Source organism: Paraliobacillus ryukyuensis, from assembly GCF_003315295.1.
Taxonomy (GTDB): Bacteria; Bacillota; Bacilli; order Bacillales; family Amphibacillaceae; genus Paraliobacillus; species Paraliobacillus ryukyuensis.
In genome coordinates this window covers 116,301-133,428 of record NZ_QNRI01000001.1, presented here as the reverse complement: position 1 = coordinate 133,428, position 17,128 = coordinate 116,301, and the positions used below count along the sequence as shown (strand labels likewise).

General features: G+C 33.8%; 22 protein-coding genes and 1 tRNA gene. 12 read left to right on the top strand and 11 right to left on the bottom strand.

What is annotated here, in order from left to right:
* Positions 1–206 precede the first annotated feature (206 nt).
* The 8 genes from comGA (at position 207) to DES48_RS00700 (ending at position 4,188) form a co-directional block, all read left to right on the top strand.
* The gene (comGA, locus tag DES48_RS00735) at positions 207–1,202 is read left to right on the top strand and encodes a competence type IV pilus ATPase ComGA (RefSeq protein ID WP_113866049.1); all 996 of its coding nucleotides are present in this window, start codon (positions 207–209) and stop codon (positions 1,200–1,202) included.
* Entirely contained in the window at positions 1,174–2,220 is a 1,047-nt protein-coding gene (locus tag DES48_RS00730; RefSeq protein ID WP_113866047.1) for a type II secretion system F family protein, read from the top strand. Before comGA ends, DES48_RS00730 begins: the two co-directional genes overlap by 29 nt.
* 36 nt (positions 2,221–2,256) lie before the next feature.
* Positions 2,257–2,577, top strand: a complete 321-nt coding sequence (gene comGC, locus DES48_RS00725) for a competence type IV pilus major pilin ComGC (protein WP_113866045.1) — start codon at positions 2,257–2,259, stop codon at positions 2,575–2,577.
* A complete protein-coding gene (comGD, locus tag DES48_RS00720) occupies positions 2,570–3,007 on the top strand; it encodes a competence type IV pilus minor pilin ComGD (RefSeq protein ID WP_113866043.1) in 438 nt (145 codons plus the stop codon). The genes comGC and comGD overlap by 8 nt, the downstream gene beginning before the upstream one ends.
* Entirely contained in the window at positions 2,991–3,320 is a 330-nt protein-coding gene (locus DES48_RS00715; protein ID WP_113866041.1) for a type II secretion system protein, read from the top strand. Before comGD ends, DES48_RS00715 begins: the two co-directional genes overlap by 17 nt.
* Positions 3,268–3,714, top strand: coding sequence for a competence type IV pilus minor pilin ComGF (locus tag DES48_RS00710; protein ID WP_113866039.1), 447 nt, complete (start codon positions 3,268–3,270; stop codon positions 3,712–3,714). Before DES48_RS00715 ends, DES48_RS00710 begins: the two co-directional genes overlap by 53 nt.
* A complete protein-coding gene (locus tag DES48_RS00705; RefSeq protein WP_113866037.1) occupies positions 3,689–4,075 on the top strand; it encodes a hypothetical protein in 387 nt (128 codons plus the stop codon). The genes DES48_RS00710 and DES48_RS00705 overlap by 26 nt, the downstream gene beginning before the upstream one ends.
* 40 nt (positions 4,076–4,115) lie before the next feature.
* Positions 4,116–4,188 (top strand) — tRNA-Gln (locus DES48_RS00700).
* 51 nt (positions 4,189–4,239) lie between these two features.
* Here the strand turns inward: DES48_RS00700 and DES48_RS00695 are convergent.
* Positions 4,240–4,857 carry an MBL fold metallo-hydrolase gene (locus tag DES48_RS00695; RefSeq protein WP_113866035.1) on the bottom strand — a complete coding sequence of 206 codons (618 nt, stop codon included), beginning with the start codon at positions 4,855–4,857 and terminating at the stop codon, positions 4,240–4,242.
* Positions 4,858–5,040: 183 nt separating this feature from the next.
* Here DES48_RS00695 and DES48_RS00690 point away from each other — a divergent pair, with 183 nt between their 5' ends.
* Entirely contained in the window at positions 5,041–5,205 is a 165-nt protein-coding gene (locus DES48_RS00690) for a DUF2759 family protein (RefSeq protein ID WP_079708507.1), read from the top strand.
* 707 nt (positions 5,206–5,912) lie between these two features.
* On the opposite strand, the gene DES48_RS00685 is transcribed toward DES48_RS00690, so the two are convergent.
* The 4 genes from DES48_RS00685 to DES48_RS00670 form a co-directional block, all read right to left on the bottom strand.
* Entirely contained in the window at positions 5,913–7,847 is a 1,935-nt protein-coding gene (locus DES48_RS00685) for an LTA synthase family protein (protein ID WP_113866033.1), read from the bottom strand.
* Positions 7,848–8,121: 274 nt separating this feature from the next.
* Positions 8,122–9,084, bottom strand: a complete 963-nt coding sequence (locus tag DES48_RS00680; protein ID WP_113866031.1) for an ROK family glucokinase — start codon at positions 9,082–9,084, stop codon at positions 8,122–8,124.
* Position 9,085: 1 nt separating this feature from the next.
* Positions 9,086–9,292 (bottom strand): YqgQ family protein, encoded by a 207-nt coding sequence (locus DES48_RS00675; protein WP_079708504.1) that lies wholly within the window; start codon positions 9,290–9,292, stop codon positions 9,086–9,088.
* Positions 9,293–9,424: 132 nt separating this feature from the next.
* A complete protein-coding gene (locus DES48_RS00670) occupies positions 9,425–10,876 on the bottom strand; it encodes a spore germination protein (RefSeq protein ID WP_113866029.1) in 1,452 nt (483 codons plus the stop codon).
* 140 nt (positions 10,877–11,016) lie between these two features.
* Between DES48_RS00670 and DES48_RS00665 the strand changes: the two genes are divergently transcribed.
* On the top strand, positions 11,017–11,883 hold the full coding sequence (locus DES48_RS00665; protein ID WP_113866027.1) for a hypothetical protein: 867 nt from the start codon (positions 11,017–11,019) through the stop codon (positions 11,881–11,883).
* On the opposite strand, the gene DES48_RS00660 is transcribed toward DES48_RS00665, so the two are convergent.
* From DES48_RS00660 to rpmG, 4 genes are all read right to left on the bottom strand, one after another.
* On the bottom strand, positions 11,856–13,424 hold the full coding sequence (locus tag DES48_RS00660) for a rhomboid family intramembrane serine protease (RefSeq protein WP_113866025.1): 1,569 nt from the start codon (positions 13,422–13,424) through the stop codon (positions 11,856–11,858). The genes DES48_RS00665 and DES48_RS00660 overlap by 28 nt on opposite strands.
* Positions 13,425–13,509: 85 nt before the next feature.
* Positions 13,510–13,695, bottom strand: a complete 186-nt coding sequence (locus DES48_RS00655) for a hypothetical protein (protein WP_079708500.1) — start codon at positions 13,693–13,695, stop codon at positions 13,510–13,512.
* A gap of 59 nt (positions 13,696–13,754) precedes the next feature.
* The gene (locus tag DES48_RS00650) at positions 13,755–14,306 is read right to left on the bottom strand and encodes a 5-formyltetrahydrofolate cyclo-ligase (protein ID WP_113866023.1); all 552 of its coding nucleotides are present in this window, start codon (positions 14,304–14,306) and stop codon (positions 13,755–13,757) included.
* Positions 14,307–14,393: 87 nt separating this feature from the next.
* Complete coding sequence (gene rpmG / locus DES48_RS00645) at positions 14,394–14,543, bottom strand: 50S ribosomal protein L33 (RefSeq protein WP_079708498.1); 150 nt, start codon at positions 14,541–14,543, stop codon at positions 14,394–14,396.
* A 190-nt stretch (positions 14,544–14,733) separates the two neighbouring features.
* Between rpmG and DES48_RS00640 the strand changes: the two genes are divergently transcribed.
* Both DES48_RS00640 and DES48_RS00635 read left to right on the top strand, forming a co-directional pair.
* Positions 14,734–15,096: a hypothetical protein gene (locus DES48_RS00640; RefSeq protein WP_245911248.1), complete on the top strand. Its 363-nt coding sequence runs from the start codon at positions 14,734–14,736 to the stop codon at positions 15,094–15,096.
* Positions 15,096–15,602, top strand: a complete 507-nt coding sequence (locus tag DES48_RS00635; protein WP_113866021.1) for a hypothetical protein — start codon at positions 15,096–15,098, stop codon at positions 15,600–15,602. Before DES48_RS00640 ends, DES48_RS00635 begins: the two co-directional genes overlap by 1 nt.
* 55 nt (positions 15,603–15,657) lie before the next feature.
* Here the strand turns inward: DES48_RS00635 and phoU are convergent, their stop codons facing one another.
* Both phoU and pstB read right to left on the bottom strand, forming a co-directional pair.
* Positions 15,658–16,317, bottom strand: a complete 660-nt coding sequence (phoU, locus tag DES48_RS00630; protein WP_079708496.1) for a phosphate signaling complex protein PhoU — start codon at positions 16,315–16,317, stop codon at positions 15,658–15,660.
* A gap of 30 nt (positions 16,318–16,347) precedes the next feature.
* On the bottom strand, positions 16,348–17,118 hold the full coding sequence (gene pstB, locus DES48_RS00625) for a phosphate ABC transporter ATP-binding protein PstB (protein ID WP_256860462.1): 771 nt from the start codon (positions 17,116–17,118) through the stop codon (positions 16,348–16,350).
* Positions 17,119–17,128: the final 10 nt, after the last annotated feature.

Genomic DNA, 17,128 nt, shown 5'->3' with positions numbered 1-17,128 from the left:
TAGCATGAATTATCTTGCAATTATATTAACAAAAAAAATTTTCCTATAAAACAAGATGTAAGAAAATCGATTTTTGATCTGCTAAACATTAAAAACAATATTACTATTTCTGTAAAATATCTATTTTTGATTTTTTATTCAGTGAGTCAAGATATTGATTTTTGCTCAAAAACTTTATATAGTTTTTGCAAGGAGGAAAAGCCATTATGAATTCGATTGACCGTTTTTCAACAAAATTGTTAAATAGTGCTTTAGACCTTTACGCATCAGATATTCATTTCAGTCCAACCAATAAAATCGTCCGAATTTATTTTAGAATCCATGGAAAAAGACATTTTCATCATGAAATAAGTGTGCCACAATATGAGCATTTATTAAGCTATTACAAGTTCTCCTCTGGAATGGATATTGGCGAGAAACGAAAACCTCAGAACGGTGCACTAACATTTTATTATCACAAACGACTTATTTCACTACGCATCTCCACCCTACCTGTTCACCCATCTGAGAGTTTAGCCATTCGCTTACTTCCACAGGATGACAATATTTCCTTTAATCGCTTATGTTTATTCCCATACCAATTAAACAAAATTAAAAAATGGATCCGTCATCGCTCCGGTGTTATTTTGTTTACTGGTCCTACCGGAAGTGGCAAAACAACTACTTTATATGCATTATTGCAATCATTGCTAGAAGAGCAATCTTATCAAACCATTACCTTAGAAGATCCAATTGAAAAAGAAATCAAGGATCTTTTACAAGTTCAGGTAAATGAAAAAAGTGGTTTAAGTTATCAAGTCGGATTAAAAGCTGCTTTACGCCATGATCCTGATATTATTATGGTGGGTGAAATCAGAGATGAAAACACAGCTAAATTTGTTTTTCATGCCGCCTATACCGGACACCTGGTCCTTTCTACTTTGCACGCAAAGAATGCATTTGGAACAATTTATCGATTAAAAGAAATGGGTATCCCTATCACAGATCTTGATCAAAGTTTGATTGCAGTAGCAGCAATAGAATTACTTCCCATTATTTTAAATGAACAAGATATTTCACGTGCGGCCATCTTAGAATTGTTAGATGGTGATTTATTACACGAGGCAATTAACGGACAAACATCTGAGAGTAACAAACTCTTCTATACTTTTGAGAAATTAAGGAGGAAAGCTTATGCATATGGATTTAGCAAAGAAAAGTAAATTCAAAAAATTGAGCTCAAGCGAACAAAATAAATTTCTCATTCGATTAACTCGTTTATTAGAACAAGATTACTCGCTTATTGACGCGCTCAATGCAATGAAATGGAATGCTACTTGGAAAGAACAGATAAATCATCTAATGGGTGCTTTAAAGCGAGGCAAGTCAATCGATGATGCATTACAACAAGCAAAGTTTGATAATAAGGTCGTTTCATTTTTATATTTCGCTAATGCGCATGGAAACATGAGTAAGGCACTTAAACAAAGTATTCAACTAATTGAACAAAACAACCAATTATGGATTAAATTCAAACAAGCTATTCGCTATCCTGTTGTCCTGTTCCTTCTGTTTATCAGTTTACTTTATTTTATTAAAAGCTATGTTTTTCCAGCCTTTATGCAGCTCTTCGCTTCTACTGCTTATGTATCTAATATCACTCTCTTGGCATTGCAAATTATTCAACTATTTTTCCATGCATTAATAATTGGTACGTTACTTATCGCGCTTACTTCATTAACTTGGTTATTGATGCAAAGGCATTGTAATGTTGAAACAATTATTACTATCTATCAGCGTCTTCCAATTATGCGACTATTCGCTCAAACCTACACTACTTTTTTATTCACACTCCACCTCAGTTCACTACTACAATCCGGACTTTCATTAAAAAGAAGTTTAACAGTTCTAACACAACAATCGCATTATCAAATCATCCGTTATTACAGTAATATGCTAATCGACCACTTAGCCGGTGGTCTAAGTATTGAGCATATCTTACCCTCTCTTCATTTATTAGCACCTGATTTAGAGACAATCTTTTTTAAGAACAATAATGTGGAAGAATTAGCTAAAGACATGAGAGGTTTCGCCGATCATTTACTGGAACAAATGCAAAATAAAACAAAAAAAATAATAGCTTGGATACAACCTACTTTTTTCGTCATGATGGCTACTAGTATCATATTCATTTATATGTCACTTTTGTATCCTATGTTTCAATTAATTCAAACGATCTAAACGAAGTAATTTTATTAATTAAAGGAGCTGGAAGAGTTGAGAGACCAAAAGGGATTCACACTAATAGAGATGTTAATCGTTTTAACAATTATTGCTACACTATTAATTTTACTTATTCCTAATATTGCTAAGAAAAATAGTGAGATACAAACAAAAGGTTGTGATGCTTTAAAACAAATGATTGAAAATCAGATGCAAACTTACGTGGTTGATACCGGAAGATATCCAGATACTGTAAACACATTAGTTCAAGAATCATATATTAAGTCCGATCAATGTTCAAATCAAACCAAACGAATTGTATTTAGTGATACAAGTACGCATGAACTAGAAATCGTGGCGAAAAGGAATGAATAAACAACATGGATTTAGTTTAGTTGAGTTATTGATTGTTTTGAGTATTTTGACGATCATTTTATTTATAGGTGGTACAATCCATATAAAGACATATCAACAATATCAATTTAATCAATGGTATCAAATTTTTAGTAATGATATATTACGTATGCAACAAGATACAATTATTAGCAATAAAAATCTTTATCTCACAATTAATCCAACTTCAAATGTTTATGAAATACGGAAAGGCGGTTTAGGAGAACTAATAATTTCCAGGAAAATCCCCAAAAAATGGAATATAAACCTTTATTCACTTAAAATTCCTCTTTCTTTCTCTAAAAATGGGACGATCAAAAAGCCTGGGAGATTCCAAATTGTTATCGCAGATAAAACAAGGGAAATTGTATTTCCTTTTGGAAAAGGTAGATGTTATGTACGCGAAAAATAAACAAAACGGATTTATATTATCTGAATTGATCGTTACGTTTAGTATCATTATGATGATCGCTTTTACAATTGTTCCTGTTTTTTATCAATTATCCACTGAACATTCACTATTACAAAATCGTGTAGAGATACAGTCTCTTTTACATGATCAACTATTAAATCAATCATTTCAATCGTCTACAACAGAGATTAATCACACCTTTGTTGAGTTTACTTATACTTTTGAAGAACCGCTATGGAAAGGATGTGCGCAATGGTCCAATGGTAAAAATAATAAAGAAAGCGTCTGTCTGTACTACTATCCAAAAGAATGAAAATGGGTTTTCCCTCGTTCAAGTCTTTATTTCTTTAATGGTTATAAGATCGATTTTACTTTTTATCCCCACGTTTTATAAGCTCTTAGACCAACGTCATTTTACCGATACTTACTCTGCTCGACAGTTTTTTCATTTCTTAAATGATGAAATCCAAGCTAACAGTTATGATTATCATACAAGCAATTCGATTCACTTTATTAGTCCAAATGACGAAAATATTTCGGTTTCTTTATATGGTTCAAGCATTCGTCGACAAGTGAATCGAAAAGGTCAAGAAATATTAATCAGAGATATCACTAATTTTACTGTCAAACCAACAAAAACTGGGATACAAGTATTAATCCGTTTAAAAGAAGGTGATCGATTTGCTAAGAAATTTACATTTGACTAAGCATGTCAAACAACGAGGATTTATTTTTCCATATATCTGTTTTATCGCAATAATGCTTCTGTTATGTGTATTAACTAGTGTCACGCTCTATGAGAATAGTAAGCAAATGACGAATAATCAGCTCGAACAAATTAAATTGGAAACACTACGGCAAATGACGTCAGGTAAACTGTTCGATGAAATTAGGCATCAAAAAATTAAACTTCCATTTAAAGATATCGCTTATGAGTTTCCGAATGGTTCCGCAACAGTCCAATATCAAACGCATGATTCAGAAGTTTTACAAGTTAGAATTGAGACGGTAACAACCAGAGGTTATACTAAATATTGGAATAAACAAATAGAAATGAATGATAAATAATGCATAACATGATGGTTCTTACACAGGCTATTTGTATAATTGGGCTATAGCCAAGCGGTAAGGCAGCGGATTTTGATTCCGTGATTCCGTTGGTTCGAATCCAACTAGCCCAGTAAAAAACGGAACAGTTTAAAATAGCTCCGTTTTTTTGTGCCCATAAGATGTTAGAGAAAAGGATTCATTTGCTTTTCTCTCTTAATTGTAGTTTTTGGACCGTGACCTGGATATACCGTATAGTCTTCTGGTAATTGAAGTAGTTTTTGCTTAATGGAATTCATTAATTCCTGCTGATTCCCGCCAGGCAAGTCCGTTCTGCCTATTCCATTTTGAAATAAACAATCTCCAGAAACAACAAACTTTTCGGAATCGAACACAAAGCTTATTCCTCCAGGTGAATGACCAGGAGTGTGAATAACATTAAATTCAAATGAATCAATGACCATATTACCTGGCTGTAAGTAGTAATCTACTGGTTTGCAGCGTACTTCTGAAACTGGAAATATACTAGAGCCATTTAGCGACGGGTCAGCTAACCAGTTTGCTTCACTATCATGTAAATAAACTGGTGCATGATACTTATCCCTCACATCGTCTAATGCGCCTATATGATCAAAATGTGCATGTGTTAATAAAATCGCGATGATCTGTAAGTCATTTTGTTTTAGATAGTATATTAGACGTTCTGCATCTCCACCTGGGTCAATCATAAGTGCTTTGTTATTTTTAAATATAATGTACCCATTGGTTCCTAAATCTCCTAATGATAAACCTTTAATGTTCACTGTTTGTTCACCCTTTTCAAAAAGTTTCGAAATAGTACTCGACAAAGTATATATATTATTTTAAAATGTGAAAAGATAATTAGCAAATTCACCAATTTAACCGTTAATTACCTTGTGTATTAACGATCAATATATAAATTTAGATTAGTTCATAATAAATAAAATGGAAAGTGAGGAAGAAAAATGGCATTAGCAATCATATTAATTATTATTACAAGTTTATCTAGTTTAGCTGTATGTCGAGAAATTAAGTCAAAAAATATTTCTGCGGCCATTGTAACAGGATCATCTGCAATTATTTTTGGTTTCTTTTCCATCACCACAGTAGTAACATCCATTCTTAGTTAGCTACTTGTACATTAATTAGCTATAAAAAAAGAACTTCCACATGTGAAGTTTTTTTATATTCACAATTTTAATACGTTTCCTTTAGCTTCATAAGCCATCAAAATTTTTAATCATCACTGCTTTTCATAATGGATCTAGTTCAACATGGTATAATAACCCTTTCGTTCGGATGGTGAGTTATTGAAAGTATGTTGATTTTTAATTTTTTACAATTACACTATAGTATTTCTCATACCCTCTCCAATGAACTACGGTTCTCTGTCAAATGTGGTGGTGTCATATTCACTCCACCATCTCTTTTATTACACTTACATTATTAATCATACTTGCACCTGAATCGCATGGAAAATATACTCGCTTTCCTCGGGCACGGCCTCGGGCACACAGGACGTGGGTCAGTTAGACGTTGTCACAGGACGTGACGGTTTTCGTCTAACTTCTAGCCGCTTAACCAAGTGGATCTTCGGACACGTGAGACTGCGATTACTCGTCCCATCGAAAACATTTGCTGTTCCCGCAGGAGTCTCACATATTACCTCTGCTTTAGGGGAACAAAAGAGAGGGCATTGACTGTGTTTTTTTTGCTTCGATGGAACCTTTGATAAATCAAGGGATAACACCACATTTAGTATAGAGCCTGAACTACTTCCTATATGAACGCTATATAAAAAGAGGATCGATTTACAATCGATCCTCTTTTTCATATACTATTCACTTTCATTCTTACTTTCATTTGTCTCTTCATTTTCATTTTTGAAATCGTGGAATCTAAATAGGTCTCCATAAATGATCTGATCAGAGTATGAAAGTTCTTTTGCTACTTTTTCTTCTATAGGCTGACAAGCATTTTCTTGCTTAGTATGTTCATCATCTGTAATTCCTTCTGTTTCAGCCGCTATTAATTCACCAGTTGAACGATTGAAACACTGATCTTTTGTATAAATATAATCGTTACTAATAAAACTACCGTCGCGTAATGCAATATAGCCTTTACGATTTTCACCAAACAAATCGGTTCCAAAACTTAAATCATCGCTATCATCAATTCCAAGCAAATGCGTTAATGTTGGTTTTACATCAATTTGCCCAGCCACCTCTGACATCACCTTACCATCTTGACCAGGGATATGGATAATAAATGGAACACGTTGTAATTGGATGTGATCATACGGTGTGATTTCTTCTTTATCTAAATACTGAGCCATTGCCTTATCGTGAAAATCACTGATTCCGTAGTGGTCACCCATTAATACGATTATTGAATCTTCATATTCTCCCGAAGCTTTTAAATCAGAGAAAAATTCTTTAATTGCTTCATCTGTGTAACGAACCGTTTGGAAATATTGATTTAATGTCTTCGAATTTGAATCAAATTTGTCAATAGTTGCGTCTTCTGGATCCAAATCAAACGGATAATGATTGGTCAACGTTATAAAACGTGAATAATAAGGTTCTGGTAAATCCTCTAAATATTTAATCGACTGGTCAAAGAACGGTTTATCTTTTAGTCCCCAACCAACTGAATTTTCATCATTTACATCGTAAGATTCAACGTCATAAAACTTATCTATTCCTAGATTATCATACATAACATCCCTATTCCAAAAGCTTTTGTTGTTTGCATGGAATACGTTAGATGTGTAGCCGTTATTTTTTAATATCTCAGTTGTAGAGTTGTATTCATTTTGACCATGTGTAAAGAAAACAGCACCACTAGGTAATGGATACAAGCCTGTCTCTACTAAAAACTCTGAATCTGACGTTTTACCTTGTTCTGTTTGGTGATAAAAGTTCTCAAAATAATAACTATCTTCTACTAAGTCATTTAAGAAAGGTGTAATTTCTTCACCATGTAATGTGTTATTAATAACAAAACTTTGCATTGATTCTAATGAGATAAAAATAACATTTTTATCTTTAGCAATGCCAAACATATCTGATTTGCTGTTATCCGTTGTATTGTTATTAATGTAATCTTCTATTTCAGCTAGTTCATTTCCATCTGCGAACACACGCTGCGCTTTTGATTTAGATTGTTGCACAATATCATAGATATGATAGTTAAATATCCCAATATTTTTCACAAGATACTCTCTATCAAAGGTACGTTGCAATAATTGAGGTCGTTCAATTTCTGCAAGAATGTAGTTACCCATTAAGAAAGCAATGGACAAGCTAAATGCTAGAACTTTATTGCGTTTATGATAAGAAACTGACAAAGCTGTGCCATATTTTTTACTTAAATACCAAACAATTGCTACATCTAAAAATAACAAAATATCTGGAATGTGAATTAAAGCCATCACACTTGATCCCAAGTCTGCAGCATTACTTCCCTGGAACAATACCGGGATGGTCAAGAAATCTGTGAAATTCCGATAGAATACTAGATTAAAATACAAAATTAAAGATCCTATTAACATAGCATATCGAGTGAATTTCAATTGCCGTTTTTCTTTAAACCATATACTAAGCGCAAATACTAAAAATGCGGAAACAAACGGGTTAATAAATAATATAATCTCTTGCATTGCATTGTCTAATTCAATATTAAAAATGAATCGATAGACAATATACGTTTTTAGTCCAAATAAAAGACTTGCTATTACGTATAAAGGTATCTTTCTGTTTTGATAAAACATACCAACTTCGTCCTCCTAGAAACATAATGTTCAATGTACGTTTAATTTATGTTTGTTTAATCCATGTTGTGTTAATTAGTCACAAACTAAATAGTCTCATATAATACGACGTAAGAAACGTAAAAAAAGTTTCAACTTTTTTTACGTTAATTTAATATTAACCTATTTTATTAAAAAAAGCCAAAAAAATAAACCCCCTTAACAGGGGAAAATTGTAATTAGTTTGCTAATAGTAACATTTCAACAGAAAAATAGTCATTTATACCTAAGTATTTTACGAATGGTTTTGTTTTACTAAATACGCACCACCGTAAATACCAGCATCATTTTCTAATGCAGCAATAACAAATTCACAACCTTCGTTAATTCGAGGTAATGCATATTTTTCAAATGCATAACGAAGTGGTCTTAATAAATCTTCTCCTGCTTTTGAAACGCCACCACCGATTACAATCTTTGATGGATTAATCACTGTAGCTACATTTGCAATAGCATACCCTAATGTATCGGTAACGTGAGCCACAATCGATTGCGATACGTTATCCCCTTCTTTTGCTAAATCAAAAACATCTTTTGCCGTTAATAATTGATTTCTTTCTAATCTTTGTTTCAGGCGTGTATCTTTTCCAGCGTCGACCGCTTCTTTTGCTTGACGTGCAATTCCTGTAGCTGATGTAACTGTTTCTAAACAGCCAGTTCTCCCACAATTACAAGGAGCTCCACCTTCTGGTTCAACTGTGATATGACCAATCTCACCTGCTGTACCATTCGTACCGTTTATAACATGTCCATTTGCTATGATGCCCCCGCCTACTCCAGTGCCAAGTGTGATCGCAATAATATTTTCTGCTAGATTCCCAGACCCTTTCCAATTCTCCCCAACTGCAGCAATATTGGCATCGTTGTCTACATAAACAGGTAATTTTGATAATTCATGAATCGCTTGTCCCAAATCGAAATTCCGCCATCCAATATTAACAGCAACGGAAACATTTCCTGTGGATGTATCAACGAATCCTGGTGCACCTACACCAATGCCAACAATCGAAGTTCGCTCAATATGTTGCTCCGTTAATTTATCTTGTATAGAATTCCAAATATCCTCAGGTATGTGGTTGGCACTGTTGCGTTTATCTGTCGGTATCTCCCATTTATGTAACAATTCACCTTCATATGTGATAATACCTATCTTAATTGTTGTTCCACCTATATCCACACCAATTAATTTTCTATTCATTTTATTCTCCTCCCCCATGCAACAATTGCGATTTTTCTTGTCTTAACAATAATATTGCCATCTGATAATCGTTTGTTGGTATACACTGTGCTTGATATAGTTCTCTAACTTCCATTTCCATCATTTCTAAATCTGCTAAACGATCACCAATATAGATAATCGTTCCAAATCTCTTTAATAACTGTTGTACGTCATAAACCGTTTTCATTATATCACCTATTTCATTATAACAAAAAATTAACAAAAAATTAATTACAAAAAATCGAACTTATTATTTTGCAAATGATTTAAAACTGTAGATCCAAACTAAATCTCAATAAATAAAAAAAGATCGCTAAAATTAGCGATCTGGATCTTTGGGATCTAAGAAATTGGGCCTTCTCGTTTTTAATGGGATTGGTGTGCGAATGATAACATCAACAAAAGCTTTTGCTGAAAACGGAATAAATGGCCAAAGATAACCTGTTTTGAATGTATTCATGCGAATTAGATAAACCAACCATGCCGTTACACCTATCACATATCCTTTCACACCGAAAATAGCTGTGAAGCAAAGTAATGCTAGACGAGTTAACCGATTAGCAAGACTTAATTCATAACTAGGAGTTGCAAATGTTCCCATGGCGGCAATGGCTAGATATAACACTACTTCATTTGAGAACAAACCTACTTCCACAGCAACTTGACCAATCATAATAGCAGCTACTAGTCCTAAGGCTGTTGCAAGTGCTGTTGGTGTATGTATGGCTGCCATTCGAAGCATATCAATTCCGATCTCAGCAATTAAAAACTGTATTAATAAAGGGATTAAACCTACTTCTTCTACGCCCAAAAATATTAAAGAATCTGGTAAAATGGCAGGTGTTGACGAGATTAAAAAATAGAATGGTAAGAGGAAGATGGACGCGATAACCGCAATGAACCTTACCATACGCAAATATGCTCCAACTAAAGGCTTTTGTCTGTATTCCTCGGCATGCTGTAGATGATGCCAAAAAGTCGAAGGTAATATCATCACACTAGGTGAACCATCGATAATAAGAATAATATGTCCTTCATAAAGATGTGCAGCAGCGGTATCTGGCCTCTCCGTATATCGAATGGTCGGATATGGATTCCAATGTCGCCCACTTAAAAATTCTTCAATAGTTTTTTCTGCCATTGGTAATCCATCTGTATCTATTTTCTTTAGATGTTTTTTTAAGGTTTTTACTTTTCCGTCATCCGCAATGTCTTCGATATAACATATACATATATCTGACTTTGATCTTCTGCCTACACTCATATACTCCATACGGAGGGAGCGATCACGTATCCTTCTTCTTGTTAAGGCAGTATTAAAGATAATCGTCTCTACATAACCATCTCTAGAGCCTCGGACCACTCGTTCTAAATCAGGTTCTTGAGGGCCTCTTACTGGATATGTACGCGCATCAATAATAATAACCTTATCTAACCCATCCACCACTAGGGCGGTAGGTCCAGCTAAAACCGTATCTCCTGCAACACTTAAATCATCGACTGTATCTAGCTCTACATAAGGAATATATGTTTTCAACAGATGCATCAGCGTATCTGGTTCTAGCTGAGCTGGTTGCAACTCAGCTAAAAAACGCATAAGATAATGTAAAATATCGTCTTTTGCAAACCCGTCAATTAAATACATCGCCATGTTTCGTCCTGCATAATGCAAATCTAATTGAATCACATCAAAACTTTTTTCTACTCCTAAATAATCATTCAAAAAAGAAACATTTTTATTAAATGATGAACTCACTTTCTGTTTTGCCATGGAATAGATCTCCTTTACTTCACAAATAATCTGCGATCTAACTAACCATAGCTTTTACATCTCCTTAAAAATAATACTCTCATAAACAAGATAGCTTGGACATATGGATAAATATATGATGAAAAACTGAGGGTGATTTCATGCGTTATCATTTAATGATCATTTTATTTTTGCTAGTAGGATTATTATTTTTTATCATACAGTCTTTACAAAGTGTTACAACAATAAAGTACTTTCCATTTGACTCGTCGGTCACATTTACTAAAGCCGAAACAGCATTAAATTTTCTAACAGAATCAAATCAACATAAATATAAAATTGAATGGGAAACTAAATCGGTAGTTGATCGCCCTGTTTACTTAAGACAAGATCTAAGTCTTTTATATGTAGATGGACGTCTCAAAGGAATGCAAAGCAAATGGCAAGAAGAAACAGATACAATTGATTTAAAGGCATCTATTAATGGAGAAGGAAGTAGTCATTATCAAGCAATAACGTATCATCATGCCGAAGTGCATTATCCGGAAGATATCATTAAAAGTGTACAAAAAATATCAAGTGATGAATTATATGTATTTGATTCAGCTTATCGTCCGCTAGAATCATTTCAGACACCAGAGGATCATAGCCAACAAGAATGGAAACAAGCTTTAGATCATGCAGCTACTCAGCAGTTATCTGTGCATTGGAATAAACTTATTGATCATTTTGAGCTAAAAAAAGAAGATTACTATTATATTCCATTAACATTTATAGCACAGTATGAAACAAAACCTATTCCTTCCTTAACAGCTGAAGACACAAAACGCGTTATTGCCCAGTTATGGGAAGGATTATATACCAATTATATCCTTCCCTTTGATCAAGCAGATCCGATTAAAGATAGTTTTATTCCATTAGTATTGTTTGCAAAGGATGGCACACACCTTAAAGTGTTATACCAAGATCAAAACGGTGAAAAACAACAATTGATTCAATATTATGACGCTTCAAATAGCTCATCATGAAGTTTTTTAAACGATTGGTCCTCTGGACGCAATTCCACGGCTTTTTCAATTGTCGTTTTCGCTTGTGTCAATTGATTCCGCTCCAGATAAATTAAAGCTAAATTATAATAGGCTTCAGGAATTTTCTTTGGAGCTAATTCAATTGTTTTTTTGAGATCATCAAATGCTTTTTCTGACTGCTCCATATGACTGTATGCAAAAGCACGATAAAATAAAAATTCAGCTTGATAATCATTAGGTTTTTGTTGTAAAGCGCGAGAAGCTGTATCAATCATCGTATGATAACCTTCTTGGTCTACTAATTCATTCATCTGTTGTAATTGTCGTTGAAAGTCATACTGTTTAGCTTCATCTTGTACCGATTGATTCAACAAGCCATAAAAAAGGATAGCTACACATATAAGTAGGAAGGCAATAAAAGCGCCTGCTTGACGTAACCACTGCTTCTTTTTAGGGAAATGGACAATGGCAGCTGCAATAAAACCTCCTGCTAATCCACCGATATGGGCGCCATTATCAATGGTTGGAACCACAAGTCCAAAAATCACATTAAAAATAATGACACCAATAACGTTCCACCCCATCGTTTGAAAGAAAATTCTACGATGATTAACACCGAAAAATAGTAATGCTCCAAACAACCCAAATATTGCTCCGGAAGCTCCTGCAGATACTTGTGGACTGAATGCAAAACTTGTTAAACCGCCAACAATACCAGCTAAAAAGTATATTATTACAAATCTTGTATTACCATAAATCCGTTCTACTAAGCTTCCTACAACATGAAGTGCAAGCATGTTCATTAATAAATGAAGTAACCCGATATGGAGGAACATCGAAGTAATAATTCGCCACCATTCACCGTCTATCATTGCTGGGTTGTATTTTGCACCAAAATCAATTAAAACTTCTGTCGTCATACTGCCACCTTTTATCTCCAGCAACATAAACATTAGGACATTAAGAACTAATATCACATACGTAAAAAAAGGCTTAGCATGTTGAAAAACTTGCTTCATTTCTCTTTGGTTTCTATTATATGTACTGATAAGTTTCGCTTGTAATTGTTGGGTGTGCTTTTCTAATTCCCATACATCATCTGGTTGCTTCATCGATACCTCTTTAATGTTTAAATCTTGAGTCAACCTAATTAATTCTTCTTCACGATTTTCCTTGTCTAAATAAAACATTTTTATTTCCTTAAATTTTTTATGTTTTAATTTTTGGGATTGTTTTAAATACTCCCAAGTATCGACCGGAGGATGTTCAGCAACATATATATTGTATAAGGTAATAGTTGAACCTAAAAATAGGCGTGCAAGTTTTTCACTATTCATCATCGTGCGTTTGTGGTCATTCTCTAATTGATTTCTCCAATCAAACCCCACTTGTGCTATTCGAACCACTTGATTATATTTGCGTGTTTTTCTTTGTAACCATATTTCTGATTGATTCGTATGTATATAAATTAATTCAAAACCCTCTTGATTAATAAAGTGATCCAACAATCTAAAATAATAATAGCTATTTTCAATGTGCATATTGCTCCCCCTCCTACCTATTGTACCATTTTATTCTACAGTAAAAGAAGGAAATGCAATGAAAACATTTCCTCCTCTCTTTTCTTTATTTTGTAGGTTGTAAAAGATTAGACATTATTTCATTGCGAACCAAAGGGATACGCATGCCAATTGTTACAATTAGCTTTCTAATCATTGTTATCGCTAATAACATGTTAATGATCTTATAACGTTTTTTTAAAATGAACATGCCACCAATGGCTACTGCCATCATCCACCATACATTACGCATAATAATCTCTTCCTTTCTTAATAACTTTACATAGGTAGCGTTCCACAAACTAAAAAAAATTATGAATCGATTAAAAGGTCATCAACTGGAATATCATACGGTTTAGTAGCAATATGTTCAATTAACTGTTCTCGCCATATTAAAGAAATCGTTTTTCCATCATAGCTTGTTAAATACCGGTCATAAAAACCACCACCATGACCAATACGGTATAAATTTTTATCAAAAACAAGTCCTGGGACGAGAAGTAAATCAATTTGGTTGGATAAGACTTTTTCCGATGTTTCAGGATTAGGTTCTAATAAACCATAATACACGCTTTCTAATTGTTGAAAATCATTTAATTGATAAAATACTAATTGTTTTTCTTTCGGAAAGCACTTTGGCACAACTACTTGTTTCCCTTGCTCCCATGCCTTTTTAATGATTGGAGTAGTGTCCCATTCATACCCCTGTGAAATAGTAATACCAATTGATTTCGCAGCTTTCCACGAGTCATTATGCCACAATTTTTCATATAAACGCTGCTCAATGGTTTGTTTTTGATCAGGAGTAAGCTGGTTAAGCTTATCTTTCATCTGTCGTCTAAGAAGTTGTTTTTCCTCTCTCATTTCATCTGATTCCCCTTCTACAAACAAATATAAGAAAATTCAAAAAAACTCTCACCTATTCATGAGGTAAGAGTTTTTAGAACGATACTATTTTGTTTCACGGTGAAGCGTATGTTTTTTTAAACGTGGAGAATATTTTTTTAGCTCCAAACGTTCAGGGTGTTTACGTTTATTTTTTGTAGTAATATAATTTCGATCGCCTGTTTCTGTACAAGCAAGTGTAATATTTACGCGCATCGTTATCCCTCCAAACTATTCAACTATCTTCAATTTTAAAATTTAAATCACAGACTTAATTATATTATCAAATATCTTGTTATAATTCAAGTACTCGCTTAACATTAAGGTGCTAAAAATTTTCTTTACATATTGTTCATTGCTAACTGGTTGTGTTATAACTAGAGTGTAACATATTGGAGGGAACATAGTGCTACTATACATGATAATTGGGTTAGCTGTTGTTGGAATGATATTATTAATTTTATCCTTTTTTGCAAATGACCGTTTTAAGCAGATTGAAAACCAAATTGAGCAGCTATCTATTACAATGCTACAAGATACCTATCAAATGAAGAAAAAAATCAAAATCTTGGAAGAAGAACTATTAACAGAAGAAATAAGTACGGCCGATTTACTGAATCCGAATCAAACTCCTACAATGAGAAAAATTCAACAGTTAGCTAAATCCGGAAAAACAGTCGCGGAAATAGCCAAGTTAACGAATTTAAGCGAATACGATGTGCAAACACTCGTAAATCAATTTTCAAAACAGGATAGAGGCTTTAACTAATGAAACAAATATTACGTTCTTTCGCCTTAGGTTTATTAACAGCAACAGTTCTATTGGGTGTTTTTTATATGCTAGATAATGACAAAGAGCTAAAAGATAACCAAACCGGTACCTTATCTACTGAAGAAATGAAACAAGAACTCGAAGCGCAAGGTTATACTGTTGAAGGTATTGCAGAGCAACAACCAGAAGAAGAAAATACTGCCGATCAAAAACAAAAAGATCAAGATCAAGAAAATGATAATGAGGAGACAAGCCCTTCTGAGGAACAGCAAACTCCTCCTAAAGAAATTCGCATCTATTCACTTCACATCGAATCTGGGATGACCATCTCAGAGATTGCTGGCGTATTGGCCAATGCGAGTATCATAGAAGATGAAAATGCGCTTATTTCGTTTTTAAATAAAAATGATTATGCAACCAGCATTCAAATAGGAACATTTGAATTAACAAGTGAAATGTCAATCGATGAAATTGCAGCTACGATTACAGGGCAGAACGATTAAAAAAAGCACAAGAAAAGTGGAAAGCATAGCGCTTACTCACTCCTTGTGCTTTTTATTATTCGTTTAAATCCGGCAAGTGTCCTTTAACTAAATACATTATATTCTCTGCAATGTTGGTTAAATGATCACCGAAACGCTCGATATATCGACCACTAAAGGCTAACTGCATAATTAACTGTATCTTTTGTGGTTCAGTTGCGGTTTCCTCTAATAACTCTCTTAACATATTGGAATACATTCCATCAATTATATCATCTAATTCAGATAATTTTTTTGCAAGTGAAATATCCTCTTGACGATATGCTTCCATAGCTAAATCTATCATTCTAAGTGCTACATCACGCATATCATGGATCGAAGGGTGGATCAATAAGTTATGGTCATCACCCAAAAGTGTTGTTGCGCGTGCAATATTTTTCGCGTTGTCTGCCATCCGTTCTAGGTCAGCAGAAGTTCTTAATGCAACAATTAATTTACGCAAGTCAGATGCAACTGGTTGTTGTCTAGCAATTAAGAGAATTACCGATTCATTAATATCTAGATCCATTTTATCCAGTTTTTCATCCGCTTTTATTACGTGTTTGGCTGCTGAAATATCTTTATCATACAATGTTCTAACTGAATCTTGTAATTGCTTTTTCGCCCCTTCTGCAAGGGCGATTACTTTTTCATTAATCTTTTCTATTTCTGACTCAAAATGTGGTCTTGATACCATTACGCGCCTCCTTCAGTTTGTTCGTTCATATTATCCGAATCTACCTGTTATATATTCTTCTGTCCGCTTATCACTCGGATTAGAGAACAAACTATCTGTGTCACTAAATTCAACAATCTCACCATTTAAGAAAAAGGCCGTTTTGTCAGAAACGCGAGCTGCTTGTTGCATGTTATGCGTAACAATGACAATTGTATAATCTTCTTTTAATTTTGTGATTAATTTTTCAACCTTTAATGTAGAGATCGGGTCTAAAGCAGACGTTGGTTCATCCATTAGAATTACATCTGGTTTTGTTGCAATAGCTCTAGCAATACATAATCGTTGCTGTTGACCACCAGATAAACCCATAGCATTACTATCTAATCTATCCTTCACTTCTTCCCATAATGCTACATCTTTTAGTGATTGTTCAACGATTTCATCCAATTTCTTCTTTTGTTTTATCCCATGAATTCTTGGTCCGTAAGCTACATTATTATAAATAGATTGAGGAAAAGGGTTACCCTTTTGGAAAATCATTCCTATTTCTTTTCTTAATTGCACTAAATCAACCGAACCTTGTAAAATATTCCTATCTTGATATTTGATTTCTCCAGACATTTTAACTCCTGGTACCATATTGATCATTAGGTTTAAGGTTTTAATAAAAGTAGATTTTCCACAACCAGAAGGACCGATGATAGCTGTAACTTCATTTTTTTTAATCGAGAAATGAAGATTATGAAGCGCCTGAAAGTCGCCATACCATAAATTCATATCAAAAATGTTAAATACTGCATCTTTTTCTGCCAGTTCCAAAGTTAACGCC